General features: G+C 74.8%; 18 protein-coding genes. 10 read left to right on the top strand and 8 right to left on the bottom strand.

The features are described from left to right. Positions 1-47: 47 nt before the first annotated feature. Positions 48-1,229, top strand: coding sequence for an ROK family transcriptional regulator (locus ACWD4U_RS28155; protein ID WP_363458746.1), 1,182 nt, complete (start codon positions 48-50; stop codon positions 1,227-1,229). A 91-nt stretch (positions 1,230-1,320) separates the two neighbouring features. Here the strand turns inward: ACWD4U_RS28155 and ACWD4U_RS28150 are convergent, their stop codons facing one another. Then, a complete protein-coding gene (locus tag ACWD4U_RS28150; RefSeq protein WP_363458748.1) occupies positions 1,321-1,464 on the bottom strand; it encodes a hypothetical protein in 144 nt (47 codons plus the stop codon). Between the two features lie 135 nt (positions 1,465-1,599). After that, positions 1,600-2,388, bottom strand: a complete 789-nt coding sequence (locus ACWD4U_RS28145) for a GNAT family N-acetyltransferase (protein WP_363458749.1) — start codon at positions 2,386-2,388, stop codon at positions 1,600-1,602. Positions 2,389-2,483: 95 nt separating this feature from the next. On the opposite strand from ACWD4U_RS28145, the gene ACWD4U_RS28140 reads away from it, so the two are divergent. The 5 genes from ACWD4U_RS28140 to ACWD4U_RS28120 all read left to right on the top strand — a co-directional run bounded on the left by ACWD4U_RS28140 (position 2,484) and on the right by ACWD4U_RS28120 (position 5,334). Further along, a complete protein-coding gene (locus ACWD4U_RS28140; RefSeq protein WP_363458750.1) occupies positions 2,484-2,897 on the top strand; it encodes a MerR family transcriptional regulator in 414 nt (137 codons plus the stop codon). A gap of 20 nt (positions 2,898-2,917) precedes the next feature. Next, positions 2,918-3,241, top strand: coding sequence for a thioredoxin (gene trxA, locus ACWD4U_RS28135; RefSeq protein ID WP_363458752.1), 324 nt, complete (start codon positions 2,918-2,920; stop codon positions 3,239-3,241). A gap of 114 nt (positions 3,242-3,355) precedes the next feature. Continuing rightward, a complete protein-coding gene (locus tag ACWD4U_RS28130) occupies positions 3,356-4,402 on the top strand; it encodes an ABC-2 transporter permease (protein WP_363458753.1) in 1,047 nt (348 codons plus the stop codon). Between the two features lie 53 nt (positions 4,403-4,455). Next, positions 4,456-4,878, top strand: coding sequence for a MarR family winged helix-turn-helix transcriptional regulator (locus ACWD4U_RS28125; protein WP_363458755.1), 423 nt, complete (start codon positions 4,456-4,458; stop codon positions 4,876-4,878). A gap of 30 nt (positions 4,879-4,908) precedes the next feature. After that, positions 4,909-5,334 (top strand): PPOX class F420-dependent oxidoreductase, encoded by a 426-nt coding sequence (locus tag ACWD4U_RS28120; RefSeq protein WP_363458757.1) that lies wholly within the window; start codon positions 4,909-4,911, stop codon positions 5,332-5,334. A 7-nt stretch (positions 5,335-5,341) separates the two neighbouring features. Here ACWD4U_RS28120 and ACWD4U_RS28115 read toward each other — a convergent pair whose 3' ends face one another. Then, positions 5,342-6,019: an aquaporin gene (locus ACWD4U_RS28115; protein WP_363458759.1), complete on the bottom strand. Its 678-nt coding sequence runs from the start codon at positions 6,017-6,019 to the stop codon at positions 5,342-5,344. 160 nt (positions 6,020-6,179) lie between these two features. Here ACWD4U_RS28115 and ACWD4U_RS28110 point away from each other — a divergent pair, with 160 nt between their 5' ends. Continuing rightward, on the top strand, positions 6,180-6,947 hold the full coding sequence (locus tag ACWD4U_RS28110) for a MerR family transcriptional regulator (protein WP_363458761.1): 768 nt from the start codon (positions 6,180-6,182) through the stop codon (positions 6,945-6,947). 31 nt (positions 6,948-6,978) lie between these two features. Here the strand turns inward: ACWD4U_RS28110 and ACWD4U_RS28105 are convergent, their stop codons facing one another. Continuing rightward, a complete protein-coding gene (locus tag ACWD4U_RS28105; RefSeq protein ID WP_363458763.1) occupies positions 6,979-7,998 on the bottom strand; it encodes a helix-turn-helix domain-containing protein in 1,020 nt (339 codons plus the stop codon). A gap of 477 nt (positions 7,999-8,475) precedes the next feature. On the opposite strand from ACWD4U_RS28105, the gene ACWD4U_RS28100 reads away from it, so the two are divergent. Both ACWD4U_RS28100 and ACWD4U_RS28095 read left to right on the top strand, forming a co-directional pair. After that, entirely contained in the window at positions 8,476-9,120 is a 645-nt protein-coding gene (locus tag ACWD4U_RS28100; protein WP_363458765.1) for an RNA polymerase sigma factor, read from the top strand. Next, on the top strand, positions 9,120-10,445 hold the full coding sequence (locus ACWD4U_RS28095; protein WP_363458767.1) for a hypothetical protein: 1,326 nt from the start codon (positions 9,120-9,122) through the stop codon (positions 10,443-10,445). The genes ACWD4U_RS28100 and ACWD4U_RS28095 overlap by 1 nt, the downstream gene beginning before the upstream one ends. 55 nt (positions 10,446-10,500) lie before the next feature. Here ACWD4U_RS28095 and ACWD4U_RS28090 read toward each other — a convergent pair whose 3' ends face one another. After that, positions 10,501-11,991, bottom strand: a complete 1,491-nt coding sequence (locus tag ACWD4U_RS28090) for an aminopeptidase P family protein (RefSeq protein WP_363458769.1) — start codon at positions 11,989-11,991, stop codon at positions 10,501-10,503. A 129-nt stretch (positions 11,992-12,120) separates the two neighbouring features. Continuing rightward, on the bottom strand, positions 12,121-13,479 hold the full coding sequence (locus ACWD4U_RS28085) for a PP2C family protein-serine/threonine phosphatase (protein ID WP_363458771.1): 1,359 nt from the start codon (positions 13,477-13,479) through the stop codon (positions 12,121-12,123). Positions 13,480-13,812: 333 nt separating this feature from the next. On the opposite strand from ACWD4U_RS28085, the gene ACWD4U_RS28080 reads away from it, so the two are divergent. Then, complete coding sequence (locus tag ACWD4U_RS28080; protein ID WP_363458772.1) at positions 13,813-14,478, top strand: bifunctional DNA primase/polymerase; 666 nt, start codon at positions 13,813-13,815, stop codon at positions 14,476-14,478. Positions 14,479-14,638: 160 nt separating this feature from the next. Here the strand turns inward: ACWD4U_RS28080 and ACWD4U_RS28075 are convergent, their stop codons facing one another. Both ACWD4U_RS28075 and ACWD4U_RS28070 read right to left on the bottom strand, forming a co-directional pair. Continuing rightward, a complete protein-coding gene (locus tag ACWD4U_RS28075; protein WP_363458773.1) occupies positions 14,639-15,616 on the bottom strand; it encodes a DUF5926 family protein in 978 nt (325 codons plus the stop codon). 65 nt (positions 15,617-15,681) lie between these two features. Continuing rightward, positions 15,682-16,203, bottom strand: coding sequence for an ATP-binding protein (locus ACWD4U_RS28070; RefSeq protein ID WP_363458801.1), 522 nt, complete (start codon positions 16,201-16,203; stop codon positions 15,682-15,684). Between the last annotated feature and the right edge of the window lie 26 nt (positions 16,204-16,229).

The following is a 16,229-nucleotide window of genomic DNA, read 5'->3' as shown; positions in this document are numbered from 1 at the left end:
TCCTTTCCGCGGCACAAATCGGCTCCGGATTCGGTACCGTTCCGTTCATGACAGCTCCAGCCCCCGCCCCCTCGGCGCGCCGCCTGCGTACCCGGGCCACCCTGCTCGCCGTCCTCGGCGAACACGGCACGCTCAGCCGGGCCGACATCAGCCGGCTCACCGGGCTGTCCCGGTCGGCCGTCAGCAGCGCCGTCACCGACCTGCTCGGCGAGGGACTGGTCAGCGAGGCCACCGCCACCACCGCTGCCGGCCGCGGCCGGCGGGCCGGAGCCGTCACCCTGCGCCCCGCGCACGGGCTGGTGCTCGCCTTCGACTTCGGCCACACCCACGTCACCGCGGCCGTCGCCGACACCGCCGGCACCGTGCTCGGCGAGGCCGGGGACCGGCTCGACGTCGACAACCACCCCCGCGAGGTGCTCGACGCCGCCGCCTCGCTCGCCGCCCGCGCCCTCGACGCGGCCGGCCGGAGCCTCGACGAGATCACCGCGATCGCCGCCGGCATCCCCGGCGCCCTGGACACCCGTACCCAGGTGGTCCGCGCCCCCTCCACGCTCTCCCAGTGGATCGGCATGGACCCCGCCGCCGAACTCGGCCGCCTCTTCGGCCGCCCCGTGGCCGTCGGCAACGACGCCGAGATGGGCGCCCGCGGCGAACGCGCCTACGGCGCCGGACGCTCCGTCAACGACCTGATCTACGTCAAGGCCTCCACCGGCATCGGCGCCGGGCTCCTGCTGGACGGCCGGATCTACCGCGGCGCCAGCGGCATCTCCGGCGAGATCGGCCACATCCAGCTCCCCGACACCTCCACCTGGTGCCGGTGCGGCAACCGCGGCTGCCTGGAGTCGGTCGCCTCCATCGTCGAGGTCCGACGCCGCCTCGCCCACGTCCTCACCCCCGGCGCCCGACCCGGCGAGGAACCCGACCTCCCGCCGCTCGACCAGCTGGCCGGCGTCCCCGCCGCCGCCCGGGTCATCAGCGAGGCCGGCCGCACCATCGGCCGCGTCCTCGCCGACCTGGTCAACTGCCTCAACCCCGCCGCCATCATCATCGGCGGCGAACTCGGCCTGGCCGGCGCCCCGTTGGTGGCCGGCATCCGCGAGTCCGTCGACCGCCACGCCCAGCCCGCCGTCGCCGAGGCCGTCGACATCCAGGTCAGCGGCCTCGGCCTGCGCTCCGAGCTGTACGGCGCGATCGACGCGGCGGTGGCGGTCTCGGCCGCCGCACGCTGACCGCGTCGCGGTCGGCACGGCGGTCACGGCCGCTGCACGTCGCTGGTCCGGCGGCGCTCCGGGCGGGTGCGCTCCGGCGCCTGGCGGTCCGTCAGCCCTGTTGTCGGGCGCGCTCGGAGAGGTGGCGGCGCTCCGGATGCCCGCGCTGAGCCGGGTGGTGGCGCCGGCGGAGGTCCGCGGCCCGGCCGCCGCGCTCGACGAACTCGGTCGGCTGGAGGACGAGTTGAGTCGGCACCACCGCTTCCACGCGGTCCACGCGGTCCGCGCGGAGCCGCCGGCCCGCACCGGCCAGGTCCTGCTGGCGGTGCTGACGGTGCTGACGGTGCTGACGGCGGTGGCCGCCGGGGCGGCTGCGACGCGCCCGGTTGGGTCAGTCGGCCGGCGGGGTCCAGACGTACGGGGTGGTGGTGGTGACGGCGTGCATGCCGAGGCGGCGGAGGATGGGGGCGCTGTCGGGGGAGGCGTCGACCTGGAGGTAGGGGATGCGGCGGTCGAGGGCCCAGCGGGCGCGGTGGGCGACCAGGGCGCGGTAGATGCCGCGGCCGCGCCAGGGGGCGAGGGTGGAGCCGCCCCAGAGGCCGGCGAACGGGCTGCCGGGGCGGTGCACCAGCCAGGCGGCGGAGACCACCTGGGCGTCGGCCTCGGCGACCAGGACCAGGAAGTGCTCGGGGTCGGCGGCGCGGCGGGTGAGGTCCTCGGCGAGCCAGCTCCAGTCCTCGTCCCAGACGGCGGCCTCCATGGCGGCGATCCGCCGCATGTCGGCGGCGTCGGTGACCTGACGCAGCGTCACGCCCTCGGGGGCGGGGCCGGGGGTGGCGAGTTCGGCGGTGACGCCGATCAGCACGGTCTCCGGGTCCTCGGCGGCGAAGCCGGCGGCGCGCAGCCGGTCGGGCAGGTCGGCGGGCCGGTCGTGGCCGCGGGTCTTCCACTCGACGGCCTCGCCGCGGGCGGCGAAGAAGTCGCGCTGACGGGCGATCAGCGCGTCCAGCTCGGCGCCGTCCAGGCCGAGGTCGGCGGCGGGGGAGGTGACGAAGCCGCGGAAGCCGCCGTACTTGCGCAGCAGCGGGCCGTCGCTGTCGTGGGTCTCGTCGTCGCGGCGGGCGCCGAGGCCGCGCAGGTGCTCGTCGTAGGCCGCGAGCAGGGCCGTCAGGTCGGTCATTCCGCCGACTGTAAGCGATCTTGGGAAGCGCTTTCCCGGAATTTCCCGGAAATTCCGCTGGCCTTGACGCCGGGGTGAAGGTCTAGCGTCGTGGCATGCGGATCGGCGAACTGGCGGAGCGGGCCGGGACCACCACTCGGACGCTGAGGTACTACGAGTCGCGCGGGCTGCTGCCCGCGCGGCGCGGCGGCAACGGCTACCGGTCGTACGACGAGGAGGACCTGCGGCTGCTGCGACAGATCCGGGTGCTGCAGGACTTCGGGTTCGAGCTGGAGGAGACCCGGCCGTTCGTGGAGTGCCTGCGGGCCGGTCATCCGGCGGGCGACTCGTGCCCGGCCTCGCTGGAGGTGTACCGGACGAAGCTGGCCGAACTGGACGCCGTGGCGGCCCGGTTGGCCGAGGTCCGGGAGCGGGTGGCGGCGCAGCTGGTGCAGGCCGAGGCGGCTCGGGACGCGCTGGCGGCGGTGGAGCCGGAGCCGCGCTGCGAGCTGGTCCGCACCGAGGAGTGACGAGTGAGAGGGAGGATGCGATGGGTGTGGTGCGGAGCGTGACCGACCAGGACTTCGCGACCGAGGTGCTGGCGGCCGAGGGTCCGGTGCTGGTGAAGTTCACCGCCGACTGGTGCCCGCCGTGCCGGATGATCGCCCCGGTGCTGGCGGAGCTGGTGGACGAGCAGGCGGGCCGGCTGAAGATCGTCCAGTTGGACGTGGACGTCAACCCGGAGACGCAGGCCGCGTACGGGGTGCTGTCGATGCCGACGCTGATGGTGTTCCAGGGCGGTGAGCCGGTGCGCTCGCTGGTCGGGGCGCGGGCGAAGGCGCGGCTGCTGCGGGAGCTGGACGACCTGCTGTAGGCGGTCGCGGGCCGCTGTGAGTGCGGCCACAGGGCGGGGCGCGGTCTGGATCCGGGGAATCGTTGCGTTGTAGAGTGCAACCAAATAGTTGTACTTACCAACGATGGAGCTGCGATGTCCACGGCGTCCCCGGCGCCCCGCCCCGCCCTGCGGCACGTCCTCACCCACCTGGTCACCCCGCTGCTGATGTGCCTGGGCATGGGGATCGCCTACCTGTCCGCCTTCCACGCGCCCGCCCCGCACCAGCTCAAGGTCGCCGTGATCGGCCAGAGCCCGCAGGACCGGGTGCTCGCCCAGACCCTGGCGGACCGGGCCGGCGACGCGCTGGACGTCGGCACCGTCGCGACCGCCGACGACGCCCGGCAGCGGCTGCTCGACCGCGAACTGGTCGCCGCCTATCTGCCCGACCCGGGCGCGCCCACCCTGCTGGTGGCCACGGCGAACTCGGAGACCTCGGCCGGCGCCGCGCAGAAGGTGTTCACCAAGGTCGCGGCGCAGCAGGACAAGCCGCTGACGGTGCAGGAACTCACCCCGCTGCCGGCCGGCGACCCGACCGGGCAGGGGCTGTTCTTCCTGCTGGTGGCGCTGAGCATCGGCTCCTACGGCAGCGTGGCGGTGCTCGGCGCGGCCGGTGCGGCGCTGTCGATGCGGGTGCGGGCGCTGCTCGGCCTCGGGGTGTCGCTGGTGGTCAGCCTGGTCGGTGCGCTGCTCGCGGGGCCGGTGTTCCACGTCGTCGACCACGGGCTGGCCGGGGTCTGGGCGATGTCCTGGCTGTACGCGGCGGGCATCGTGGCGATCGGCACCGCGCTGCACGCCTTCCTCGGCCGGTGGACCACGCTCACCATGATGGCGCTGTTCGTGATGCTGAACTTCACCAGCTCCGGCGGCATCTTCCAGCCCGAGCTGCAGAACGGCTTCTTCGGCGCGCTGCACGCCTTCTGGAACGGCGCCGGATTCCTGGAGGGCGTCCGCGACCACGTCTACTTCGGCGGCCGGGCCGGCCTGGGCGGCCACCTCGCCACCCTGCTCGCCTGGTTCGCGGCGGGTGCGGCGCTGCTGGCCGTCGCGGCGGCGGCCGAGCGCCGGCGCGCCGTGCCCGTCCCCGCCCCGGCCCTGGTCGAACCGGCGGAGGAGGAGATGGAGGAGGCGGTCGGCGTGTGAGGGCGGGTGCCCCTACCGTGGTCGCAACACCGCACGACGAAGGAGCCGCCGCCATGCCCGACCGCGACGTCGCGCTGGAGACCATCCAGCGCGAGCTGACCGCGTTCGCCCGCCGGGCCCGCCACAAGGCAGCCCAGCTGCACCCCGACCTCTCGCTGGTCACGTACAGCATGCTCGACCTGGTCAAGGAGCGCGGTTCCTGCCGGGCGGCGGATCTGGCGGCGCACTTCATGCTCGACAAGTCCACCGTCAGCCGGCAGGTCGGCGCACTGGAGCGGCTGGGCCTGGTCAAGCGCGAGGCCGACCCGGACGACCAGCGCGGACAGCTGCTGCACCTGACCGACGCGGGCGAGCAGCTGCTCGCCGAGGCGTACGAGCAGCGGCGGCGGGCCTTCACCGACCGGTTCGTCTCCTGGGACGACGAGGACCTGGGCCGTTTCGCCGACTACCTGGTGCGTTACGGCGAATCCGAATGACCGGACCGGCCGCCCTGGCAGGATGACGCCATGCCCAGGATGACCGAACCCGAGTGGCGCGAGTTCCTCGCGCACGGCACCCGCACCGGAAAACTCGCCACCACCCGCGCCGACGGGCGCCCGCACGTCGCGCCGATCTGGTTCCTGCTGGACGGCGACGAGCTGGTGTTCAACACCGGCAAGGACACCGTCAAGGGCCGCACGCTGGCCCGCGACGGGCGGGTGATGCTCTGCGTGGACGACGACCGGCCGCCGTTCGCCTACGCGCTCGTGGAGGGCCGGGCCGAGATCAGCGAGGAACTCGCCGAGGTGCGCGCGTGGGCGGGCCGGATCGCCGCCCGGTACATGGGCGAGGACCGCGCCGAGGAGTACGCGGCCCGCAACGGGGTGCCCGGCGAGCTGCTGGTCCGGGTGCGGATCGAGAAGGTGATCGCGGAGCGCGGCGTCGCGGACTGACGCCGCCTCACACCCCGGGCGCGGCCTGGAACAGCGCGGTGGCCAGCGCCAACCCGGCCGCCGCGCCCACCAGTTGGGCGATCAGGAAGCCCGGCAGCGAATGCGGGGCGATGCCGGCCGGATCGGCGGCCACGGCGCGGGCCAGGGTGAGCGCCGGGTTGGCGAAGCCGCCCGAGGGCACCGCCCAGCCGGCCGCGACCACCCAGCCGCCGACCGCGAGCGGGGCCAGCGCGACCCGTCCGCCGCGCACCAGGGCGGCCACCAGCAGGATCAGCACCCCGGTGGCCACCGCCTCGCCGAGCCACTGGCGCGGCCCGTCCCGGTGCACCGCCGACACCGCGGGCAGCCGTCCGAACATCGCTGCCGCCAGTGCCACCCCGCCTGCCGCGCCCAGCAGTTGGGCCGCCGCATAGCCGGCCGCGGTCCGGCCGGCGCCGGGCTCGCGGCGGGCCGGCCACCAGGCGGCGGCGGTGACCAGCGGGTTGAGGTGGCCGCCGGAGACCGGCGCGAACAGGGCGATCAGCACGGCCAGCGCCGCCGCCGGCGCGAGCGTCCCGGCCACGGCGCCCACGCCGCCCGCCGGGCCGGACACGGCCTTCAGGCCCGCACCCACGGCGGTCGCGGCCAGCACGGCGGTGCCCACCGCCTCGGCGGTCAGCCGCCCGGCCAGGGAGTTCGTCGACATGCGGCCATGCTCGGGGCCCGGCCCGGCGGCGGACAATTGGCGGGTAGGCCCAAGCTCCGGCCCGCCCGGGCGGGTCCGCTCGGAGGAGCACACGGATCCGGCTTGACCCTCACGCGACGTGAGGCCGCAGGCTTCAGGTCGACGGGAGAGGAGGAACGCGATGAGCGGATACACGGTGGGACAGCTCGCCACCCTCGCCAAGGTGACCGTGCGCACCCTGCACCACTACGACGAGATCGGGCTGCTGTCACCCGGCGGCCGCACCCCGGCCGGCTACCGGCGCTACAACGACACGGAGGTCGACCGGCTGCAGCAGATCCTGTTCTATCGCGAACTCGGCTTCCCGCTGGAGGAGATCGCGGCGATCCTGGACGACCGCTCGGTCAGCCCGAGCGAGCACCTGCGCCGGCAGCGCGAACTGATCGGCGGCCGGATCAGGAAACTCGAGGAACTCGCCGCGGCGGTCGAACGAGCGATGGAGGCAAGGACCATGGGCATTCAGCTGACCCCGGAGGAGAAGTTCGAGGTGTTCGGCGAGGACTACCAGGAGAGCTGGGAGGACGAGGCCGAGCAGCGCTGGGGCGACACCGCCGCCTGGGAGCAGTCCCGGCAGAAGACCAGCCGCTACACCAAGGCGGACTGGGAGCGGATCAAGCAGGAGGCCGACGGCATCAACGACGCCCTGGTGGCGGCGTTCACCGCCGGCGCGGCCGCCGACAGCCCGGAGGCGATGGACGCCGCCGAACGGCACCGGCAGCACATCGGCCTGAACTTCTACGAGTGCGCGCACCCGATGCACCGCTGCCTCGGCGACATGTACGTCGCCGACCCGCGGTTCACCGCCACCTACGAGAAGCTCGCCCCGGGCCTCGCCGCGTGGCTGCGCGACGCGATCCACGCCAACGCGGACCGCCACGAGCAGTCCTGACGGGTGAACCGACGGCGGCTCGGGACGCCGCTCAGGCGGCGGAGTCGCCGAAGGTGCGCCGGTAGGCGGTCGGCGAGGTGCGCATGGTGCGCCCGAAGTGGTGCCGGAAGGTCGCCGCGGACTCGAAGCCGACCGCCGCGGCGATCTCCTCGACGCTGCCCTCCGCCGACTCGAGCAGCGGCAGGCTGGCCGCGATGCGCTGGGTGGCCACCCAGCGCATCGGGCTGACGCCGTTGCGGGCGGTGAAGTGCCGCAGGTAGGAGCGGTCCGACATGCCCGCCGCCCGGGCCAGCAGCGGCACGGTCAGCGGCCGGGCCAGGTGCTCCAGCGCCCAGCGCATCGAACGGGCCACCCCGTCCTCCGGCTCGGCCACCGGACGGACCGCCGCCTCGATGAACTGCGCCTGCCCGCCGTCCCGGTGCGGCGGCACCACGAAGCGGCGGGCCACCGTGTTGGCCACCTTCGCGCCGTGGTCGAGCCGCACCAGGTGCAGGCACAGGTCGATCCCGGCGGCGCTGCCCGCACTGGTCAGCACCTGGCCGTCGTCCACGTACAGCACGTCCGGGTCGACCAGCACCGCCGGGTGGCGGCTGCGCAGCAGCTCGGCGTACCGCCAGTGGGTGGTGGCGGGCCGGCCGTCCAGCAGTCCGGCGGCGGCCAGTGCGAAGGCGCCCGAGCAGATCGAGACGATCCGCGCACCCCGCCGGTACGCGGTGCGCAGCGCCGCCACCAGCGGGTCGGGCGCCCCGCGGTACGGGTCGGGCACGCCGGCGACCACCACGGTGTCCGCGGCGGCCAGCTCGTCCAGGCCGTGACGGGGCGTCAGCGAGAAGCCGCCGACCGCCTCCAGCGGGTGCCCGGGCCGCTCCGCGCAGACCTTGACGTCGTACCAGGGCGCCGCCAGCAGCCCGGCCAGCTCGGGCCGGGCGAGCGCGAACACCTCGACCACCACGCCGAGTTCGAACGGGGCCATGCCCGCGAAGGCGTACAGCGCGACGGTGTGCACGGGCGCCGGGCGGCTGCCGATGACGACGGACACGGGCGCGGCCATGCGGTGCTCCAGATGCGGCCAGAAGGTGGTGCGCGGTTCGCGGTGAGTGTAGCTCCGGCGGTCCGCGAAAAATGCTTGGAACTGACTCGCAACCCCCCGGGAGGATGGACGTCTATCCGGGTGAGAGCCGGCGGAGCGGACTCGGGGAGAACCCGCTCCCGGCCCTGGCCTCGACTCCACCGATTCCACTCCTAGGGGGAACCTGCGATGGCCGCGTCCACCGATACCCGTTTTGCGAAGAATGTCGTCATGCTCCGCTCCGGCTGGGGCCGGCGTCACCGGCGCCGGACCGTCTGACGGTCCGTCCGGACCTGCCGGGACCTGCAGCCGGTCGCGGTGAGTCGGTTCCACCCGGGCGGCGGGTGCGGGGTGCGATCACCCCGAACCGCGCCGCCTGATCCTGCGTCACCAACACCGAACCGGCGGCGGGAAGGAGCGTCCCGCCGCCCCCAGGGGGGACGGAAGACCACGATGGCGATGGCGATCACGCCACCGGCGGCCCGCCTGGCGCGCGGCCTGTTCCGGGGCGTCATGACCGCGCTGCTCGGCGTGCGCGACACCGCGCCCGAACCGGAACCGGCCGCACCCGCCGGACCCGGACTGCGCGTGCTGGCCGGCGGCCGCGCCGCCGACGGCGAACGACCCACCCTAACCGGCCTGTACCACGCCCACCGGCTGCAACTCGTCCGGCTGGCGGTCCTGCTGGTGGACCACCACGACATCGCCGAGGACGTCGTCCAGGACGCCTTCACCGAGCTGTACCGCAAGTACGGCGACCGGCTGGACGACCTGGACAACGCCCTCGGCTACCTGCGCACCTCGGTGGTCAACGGCGCCCGCTCGGTGCTGCGCCGCCGCCGCACCGCCCGCGCCTACGTCCCCCCGCACGAGGCCGACGAGCCCTCCGCCGAGGACCGCGCGGTGCTCGGCGACGAGCACCGCCGGGTCCTCGCCGCCCTCGGCGAACTGACCCGGCGGCAACGCGAGGTGCTGGTGCTGCGCTACTGGTCGGACCTGTCCGAGGCACAGATCGCCGAGACCCTCGGGCTGTCCCGGGGCACCGTGAAGTCGACCGCCAGCCGGGCCCTGGACGCCCTGGAGAAGCACCTGGAGAAGGCCTGATGAGCGAGGACCACAAGGCCGAGCGCCCGGTCGAGCAACTCCTGCGCGCGGCGCTCGCCGCCCGGGCCGAGCAGGTCACCCCGCAGCACCTGCGCCCGATGCCGCCGCTGCGCCGCCGCCCCCGGCACCTGCGCCCGGTGGTGCTGGTCGTCGCCCCGCTGCTCGCCCTGGCGGCCTCGCTGACCGCCTACCTGAGCGCCGACAGCGCCCGCCCGGCGGCCGAGCACGACACCGGTCCGGTCGCCGGCGTCACCGCGTCGCCCAGCCCGAGCGCGTCCGAGGCCGCACCGACCCCCGCCCCGGACGTCGGCGCCGCCGCCGACGCCTCGACGGAGGACTCCGCGGACGCGGTCGAGCCGGGGAGCGGTGCCCCGCCGCTCGGCTCGCACCGGGTCTTCAAGGACGTCGGCTTCACCCTGCCGACCGGCTGGAGCGTGCCGGACCAGAGCCCGGTCAACTCGCTGTGCGTGCTGAGCCCCGGCGGCTCCGGCAAGCCGGTCGGCGACTGCCTGCCGTACGGCGTGCGGCTGGTCGTCCTGGGCGCCGGCGGTCAGGGCGCCGTGGACTGGCCGAACGAGCAGGCCCTGGAGTCGGCGGCCGGCTGGCAGCAGCTGCCGGCCTGCCCGGTCTGGGGCAACCCGCACCCGATGCCCGCGGCGGCCCGCGCCAAGCAGCAGCAGGCGCCGCAGCGCTCGGTGGTCAAGCTCGGCAGCCGGTACGCCGAGCAGGTCGGCTGGCACGTCGACTGCGGCGACGGCTCGGCCGTGGACCTCAAGGTGTGGGGCTTCCCGGGGGAGATGGTCTACCTGGTCGCCGCCGGGATGAAGGCCGACTACCAGGACGACCTGGCCGCGCTGGCGCAGAGCCTCGACGTCAGCGCCCGGAGCGGAGGCATCGCCGGCGCCCGGGACGTCAAGGTCACCACCGACCTGCCGGCCGCGCTCGACACCAAGGGCGGCACCGCCCCGCAGACCTTCACCGTCACCTACACCAACTACAGCCCGACCGACTACCGCGCCGTCCGGCCGGAGCTGCTGGTCGCGGCCGGCACGGCGCAGGGCGCGGTGACCGCGGAGCGGCTGGACGGGTCGACCTGGACCCGGCTGCCCGCCGACTCCTCCCACGGCGACCCCGCCAGCGCCGCCGCGGCCTTCGCGCTCGCCCCCGGCGCCAGCCGCACGGTGACCTTCCGGCTGGCGTTCGCGGTGCCGGCCGGCCAGCACCCGGCGGTGGTGGTGACGCCGCGGGCCGGGGTGGCCGACCCCCGGGCGCCGAACGGCGTCCGGTACGTCGGCGAGCGGATCACCGACCTGACGGCCTCCTGACACGCCGCCGCCCCCGGCCGGAACTCCGGCCGGGGGCAGCGGGCGTGACGCCGGGTCAGGCGGTGAGGGAGGCCATCCACGCCTCGACCTCGTCGGCCTGCCGGGGCAGGCCCGCCGACAGGTTCTCGTTGCCGTCGGCGGTGACCAGGATGTCGTCCTCGATCCGCACGCCGATGCCGCGGTACTCCTCGGGGACGGTCAGGTCGTCGGCCTGGAAGTACAGGCCGGGCTCCACGGTCAGCACCACGCCGGGCTCCAGCAGCGAGTCGACGTAGTCCTCGCGGCGGGCGTGCGCGCAGTCGTGCACGTCGAGGCCGAGCATGTGGCCGGTGCCGTGCAGGGTCCAGCGGCGCTGCAGGCCGAGCTCCAGCACCTTCTCCACGTCGTAGACCGAGGCGTCGAGCAGGCCCCACTCCAGCAGGCGCTCGGCGAGCACCCGCTGCGCGGCGTCGTGGAAGTCGCGGAACCGGCCGCCCGGCTTGACCGCGGCGATGCCGGCCTCCTGGGCGTCGTACACCGCGTCGTAGATCCGGCGCTGGAGCGGGGTGAACCGGCCGTTGATCGGCAGGGTGCGGGTGACGTCGGCGGTGTAGAGGGTGTGGGTCTCCACGCCGGCGTCCAGCAGCAGCAGCTCGCCCGGGCGGACGTCGCCGTCGTTGCGCACCCAGTGCAGGGTGGTGGCGTGCGGGCCGGCCGCGCAGATGGAGCCGTAGCCGACGTCGTTGCCCTCGACCCGGGCGCGGCGCCAGAAGGTGCCCTCGATCCAGCGCTCCGAGGTGGCGACGGCCTGGCCGAGCTCGCGCACCACGTCGGTGAAGCCGTTGACGGTGGAGTCGCAGGCGGCGCGCAGCTCGCCGATCTCCCACGCGTCCTTGACCAGGCGCAGCCCGGACAGGAAGACCTTCAGCTCGTCGTCCTTCTCGGAGTCGAGCTGCTCGGCCAGGGCGGCCTCCAGCGCGGCGTCGTAGCCGCGCACGATCCGGGTCGGGACGCTCTGCGCGGCCAGCTCCTCGGCGGCCTTGCGGACGTCGCGGACGGGCAGGCCGTAGAGCTCGCCGGCCTCGGTGAGCGAGTGCCGGCGGCCGACCCACAGCTCGCCCTGGCCGCTGAGCCAGAACTCGCCGTTCTCGCGGTCCGAGCGGGGCAGCAGGTAGAGCGCGAACTCGTGGCCGCCGTCGACCGGCTCGGCCACCAGCAGGGCGTCCTCGGTCTGGTTGCCGGTCAGGTGCACGAACTCGGTGGCGGCGCGGAAGGTGTACTCGGTGTCGTTGGCGCGCACCCGCAGGTTGCCCGCCGGGACCACCAGGCGCTCGCCCGGGAAGGCGGCGGACAGCTTGGCGCGCCGCTCGGCCGCGTAGGGGGCCTGCGCGACCGGCTGCAGGCCGTGCAGCTCGGTGTCGGCCCAGCCGGAGCGCATCGACGCGGCGAGCTCGTCGGAGATCTCGCCGTACAGGCCGTTCTTGCGGCTCTTGATCGGCTTCTCCTCCTCGCCGTCGGCGGACCCCTCGGGGTTCTCGGACACCGCCGGGCTGCGGTCCTCGGTCACGTACGTCGCCTCCTTGCGCGTAGTGCCGCCCCACTCGTCCCGGATCGCGGGACACGAGGGGCGGACGTCGCCCCCATCGTACGTAGGGCTGTTCGAGTGGAGAAAGGCCGTTCGACCCCTGGTGGGGTGCTACTCGAAGCGGACGACCAGCAGCACCAGGTCGTCCTCGCCCGGCTCCTCGCCGCCCGCCTCCACCAACAGGTGCGTGCACAACCGCTCCGGGTCGAGCCGGACGTCCCGCGGCGCGTCCGCGGCGGCCCGGCGCAGCGCCGCCTGCCCGGCGTGCAGCGTCGGCCCGAACCGGCGGGCCAGGCCCTCGGTGTACAGCACCAGCAGGTCGCCGCGCTCCGCGGTCAGCTCCACCCCGGGCGCCTCCCAACAGCTCAGCATGCCCAGCGGCGCGGACAACGAGGTCTCCACGAAGTTGGCGCCGAACCGGGTGAGCAGCACCGGCGGGCAGTTCGCCGCCCCGGCCAGCGAGATCCGCCGCTCCACCGGGTCGACGCAGGCGTACACAGCGGTCGCCGACCGGGTCGGCTCGGTGGTCTTCAGCAGCAGCTCCAGGTCGCCGAGGACGGAGACCGGGTCCTCGCCCTCCAGCACCGCGTAGGCGCGCAGCGCCGCCCGCACCCGGCCCATCGCGGCCGCCGCGCCCGCCCCCGCACCCGGTCCCGCACCCGGACCGCCGCCGAGCACGCTGCCCACGGTCAGCCCCAGCGTGTCGTCGGGCAGCGCGATCGCGTCGTACCAGTCGCTGCCCGCCGCCCGGTCCAGCGCCGCGGGCACGCAGCGGGCGGCGATCCGCAGCCCCGCCGGGGACGGCAGGTGGTCCGGCAGCAGCGAACGCCGCAGCGCCGCGGTGGCCCGCACCGCCCGGTCCGCCGCCAGCTCCCTGGCCAGTAGCGGCGCGGCGAACTCGCAGAAGCGGCGCACCAGATGACGGCGGCGCTGGTCCGGCCGGCCCGGCTCGTCGTAGAACCACACCGCGGCGCCCAGCGCGCCCTCGCGCTCGGTGCGCAGCGGCAGCGCGTAGCAGGCGCCCAGGCCGAGCTGGGCGGCGACCTCGCGGAAGCGCGGCTCGACCGCCGGGTCGGCGGCCAGGTCGGCGATCAGCAGCCGCCCGGACTCCGCGCCCTGGCTGAGCAGCCCGGCGAACGGGCCGTGCTCCACCGGGACGGTCTCCAGCGCGCCGAGCATCGCCCGGTCCAGACCCAGCCCGACCGGTCGGGCCAGCGTGCGGGCCGGCCCCGGCCGCACCGTGACCACCAGGCCGCGCCGCGCGCCGAGCAGCGCCGCGCCGGAGTCGAGCAGCGCGTCCAGCGTCCCGTCCAGCCCGTCGGCCCGGGCCAGCAGTTCCAGGTGCTCCTGCAGATTGGTGAAATCGGACAGCCATCCGGCCAAACGGTCCTGCAGACCGGCCGCCGGCGCCCCGACCGCGCCGAGCTCGGCCAGTGCCGGCTCGGACATCAGCGGCTGGATGTCGGTCATGTCGCAACTCCCCACAATCCGGAACGTGTCACGCAGGACCCCCAGACCGACCGAAACGATGTCTTTACTCACTACTCGGCACGATTCCCCCACTTGTACACAGGCCGATCGGGGCATGTCCAGGAGCGGGCGGGCCGGGCGGTGCCAGGGATCGTATGCGCAGGCCGCCGAGGTGCCACCCGGGCCGGACCGCACTCACTCGTACGGTGGAACCACGGCCCGCCGACCCGCGTCCATCCGGACGTATGGGGGATTCTCGTTCCAGGGCCCGGTGTTCGCCGCCGGCCGCCTCCCCCGCCCTCGCTCACCCGATGCGGAAAGGAACGAGCCGCCATGCGCCCCACCGGCCGAGGCCAGTTGTCCGAGCGGGTGACCCGGCTACTGCCCGGGCGACGGCGGGTCCGGGCCCTCGCCCTGAGCGCCGCCCTGGAGGCCGCCACCGGCCGCGGCTGGCCGGTCGTCCCCGGCGCCCGCGCGCTGCGCGGCGCCGCCGGACCGTGCTCCTGCGCCGACCGGGCCTGCCCGACGCCCGGCGCCCACCCCGACGACCCGTCGCTGGAAGCCGCCACCACCGACGTCCGGATGATCCGCTACTGGTGGGAGCGCCGCGCCCCCGGCGCCCCGGTGCTGGTCGCCACCGGCCGCGCCCTCGGAGCCGTCAGCCTGCCCCGCCCGGCCGGCCCGTGGCTGCTGCGCCACCTCGACGAGATCGGCGTCCCCTGCGGTCCGGTGCTCGGCACCGCCAACCGCTACGTGCTGCTCACCGCCCCGTACACGCTGCCCGAACTCGGCGCGCTGCTCGCCGAACGGCCCTGGGTGCCGGGGGTGCTGCGCTACCACGGGCCCGGCGGCTACCTGGTGCTGCCGCCCGCGCGGACCGGCTCCGGCGCGGTGCACTGGGTGCGCCGCCCGATCGAGGACGAGCCGTGGCTGCCGCAGGTCGGGACGCTGCTCGGCGGGCTGATCACCGCCAGCGCGGTCGCCCTGCCGCACCGCTGAGCGGGCAGAAAAAAGCCCGACCGCTGGCGACGGGGGATGCACCAGCGGTCGGACTGTTCAAACAGTAACAAAGATCCGGCTCCGCGCCAATTTGTCCACGCCGAAAGGCTCTTGGGATTTCGACGGGGTCAGATTCCCCTGTGACGCGGCTCACTTCCGGTCAGTTCAGGGTGACCTGACGGCTCACCAGGTTCGCCCGGGCCCGGCGCTCCTCCGCGGTCAGCGGCGCCGGCGCGGCCAGCACCTCGGCCAGGCGGGCGGCGAACTCGGCGGCCGGCTTCTCCACGTCCGCGGCGGTCACCTCCAGCGGCAGGTCCCACACCGGCACGGTCAGGCCGTGCGCCCGGAACGAGCCGACCAGCTTGGTGCCCTCGCCCAGCGAGCTCTCGCCCGCCGCCGACAGCCGGGCCAGCGCGTCCAGCAGCTGCTCCTCCGGGACGGTCATCACCCAGCGCAGGTGGTTCTTGTCCGGGGTGCCGCACCAGTACGCGGAGTCCACGCCCGCCAGCTTCTCGGTCGGGATCGCCGAGGCGTTGGCCCGCTCCAGCGAGGCCGCCACCTCGCCGGTCGCCGAGTCGGCGTCCTCCAGCCAGAACTCGAACCCGGTGTGCACGGCCGGAGTGAACTCGGCGGTGGTGTCCAGCAGTTCCTGCAGGCGACGGCCGCCCGGCACGGTCCGGCGGGCCGGCACCGGGGAGCCCGGCTCGGTGGTCAGCGCCAGCTCCAGGGCGTCCGCCAGGTCACGGCTCAGGTCACCGGAGGACGACTGGGTCTGCAGGCCCAGCAGGATCGAGCCGTCCGGGCGACGCAGCGCCGGCCAGGCCAGCGGCAGCACCGTCGCCAGCACCACCGACGGCACCTCGCCGACCGCCTCGTCGGCCACGCCCGCCGCCAGCGTCAGCGGCACCGTGGCAGCCGGCACCAGCTCGCGCAGCGCCACCCAGTCCGCCTCGCCCGGCAGCCCCTCGAACGGGCGGTGCACCAACTCCTGCACCGCGTGGGCGGCCTGACGCCCGTGGCAGGCCTTGTAACGGCGGCCCGAGCCGCACGGGCACGCCTCGCGCGCTCCGACGACCGGCACCTCGCCCTCGACGACGGTGGACTGGCTGGGCTGCTTCTTCGCGGCCTTCTTGGCCATGGTGCGGCTCTCCCGGGAACGGCGGACGTTGCACCGCGCAGCCTACTTCGCCCCGGGCCTCCCGCTCAGGCGCTGCGCCGGTGCCCGCCGCCCACCACCTGCCCGAACGCGGGCAGTTCCGCCCACACCGTCACCTGACCGGGTGCGTGCCGCACGCCCCAGTCCCTGGCCAGCTTCCCGACGATGCTCAGGCCCCGACCGCCGTGCGCCGTCACCGACGGACTGCCCGGCAGCGGACGCGTCGTCGCCCCGCCGTCGGTCACCTCCAGCGTCAGCAGACCGTCCCCGTGCATCTCCCAACTCACCAGCACCGTTCCGCCGTCTGACGGATCATCGGCGGGATCGTCCGGCTCGTCCGGCTCGTCCCGGTGATCCACCGCGGCCAGCGGCCTGGCGTGCCGACAGGAATTGCTGAGCAGTTCGGAGAGGATCAACACCGCGTCGTCAATCACCGCATCAGGTATCGAACGGTCGCCGAGATCGCTGCGCAGCCTTCGCCGCGCCACCGAGACGCTGGCCGGACCATGTGGAACGGCCATCGCGGATGAGGTCGACCCGGCCTGAACTGGCACAGCTCGCGCCACCATCAACGCCACCCCCGGACCTCCTTCAG

The organism is Kitasatospora sp. NPDC002522 (assembly GCF_053595195.1).
The sequence above is the reverse complement of the archived record's forward strand: the minus strand, read 5'-3'. Positions and strand labels throughout refer to the sequence as shown.

Bases quoted from the DNA above. Each gene is read 5' to 3' on its own strand.
- ACWD4U_RS28155 (WP_363458746.1), top strand. From the start codon at position 48: ATGACAGCTCCAGCCCCCGCCCCCTCGGCGCGCCGCCTGCGTACCCGG.
- ACWD4U_RS28145 (WP_363458749.1), bottom strand. From the start codon at position 2,388: ATGACCGACCTGACGGCCCTGCTCGCGGCCTACGACGAGCACCTGCGC.
- ACWD4U_RS28140 (WP_363458750.1), top strand. From the start codon at position 2,484: ATGCGGATCGGCGAACTGGCGGAGCGGGCCGGGACCACCACTCGGACG.
- trxA (WP_363458752.1), top strand. From the start codon at position 2,918: ATGGGTGTGGTGCGGAGCGTGACCGACCAGGACTTCGCGACCGAGGTG.
- ACWD4U_RS28130 (WP_363458753.1), top strand. From the start codon at position 3,356: ATGTCCACGGCGTCCCCGGCGCCCCGCCCCGCCCTGCGGCACGTCCTC.
- ACWD4U_RS28125 (WP_363458755.1), top strand. From the start codon at position 4,456: ATGCCCGACCGCGACGTCGCGCTGGAGACCATCCAGCGCGAGCTGACC.
- ACWD4U_RS28120 (WP_363458757.1), top strand. From the start codon at position 4,909: ATGCCCAGGATGACCGAACCCGAGTGGCGCGAGTTCCTCGCGCACGGC.
- ACWD4U_RS28115 (WP_363458759.1), bottom strand. From the start codon at position 6,019: ATGTCGACGAACTCCCTGGCCGGGCGGCTGACCGCCGAGGCGGTGGGC.
- ACWD4U_RS28110 (WP_363458761.1), top strand. From the start codon at position 6,180: ATGAGCGGATACACGGTGGGACAGCTCGCCACCCTCGCCAAGGTGACC.
- ACWD4U_RS28105 (WP_363458763.1), bottom strand. From the start codon at position 7,998: ATGGCCGCGCCCGTGTCCGTCGTCATCGGCAGCCGCCCGGCGCCCGTG.
- ACWD4U_RS28100 (WP_363458765.1), top strand. From the start codon at position 8,476: ATGGCGATCACGCCACCGGCGGCCCGCCTGGCGCGCGGCCTGTTCCGG.
- ACWD4U_RS28095 (WP_363458767.1), top strand. From the start codon at position 9,120: ATGAGCGAGGACCACAAGGCCGAGCGCCCGGTCGAGCAACTCCTGCGC.
- ACWD4U_RS28085 (WP_363458771.1), bottom strand. From the start codon at position 13,479: ATGACCGACATCCAGCCGCTGATGTCCGAGCCGGCACTGGCCGAGCTC.
- ACWD4U_RS28080 (WP_363458772.1), top strand. From the start codon at position 13,813: ATGCGCCCCACCGGCCGAGGCCAGTTGTCCGAGCGGGTGACCCGGCTA.
- ACWD4U_RS28075 (WP_363458773.1), bottom strand. From the start codon at position 15,616: ATGGCCAAGAAGGCCGCGAAGAAGCAGCCCAGCCAGTCCACCGTCGTC.
- ACWD4U_RS28070 (WP_363458801.1), bottom strand. From the start codon at position 16,203: ATGGTGGCGCGAGCTGTGCCAGTTCAGGCCGGGTCGACCTCATCCGCG.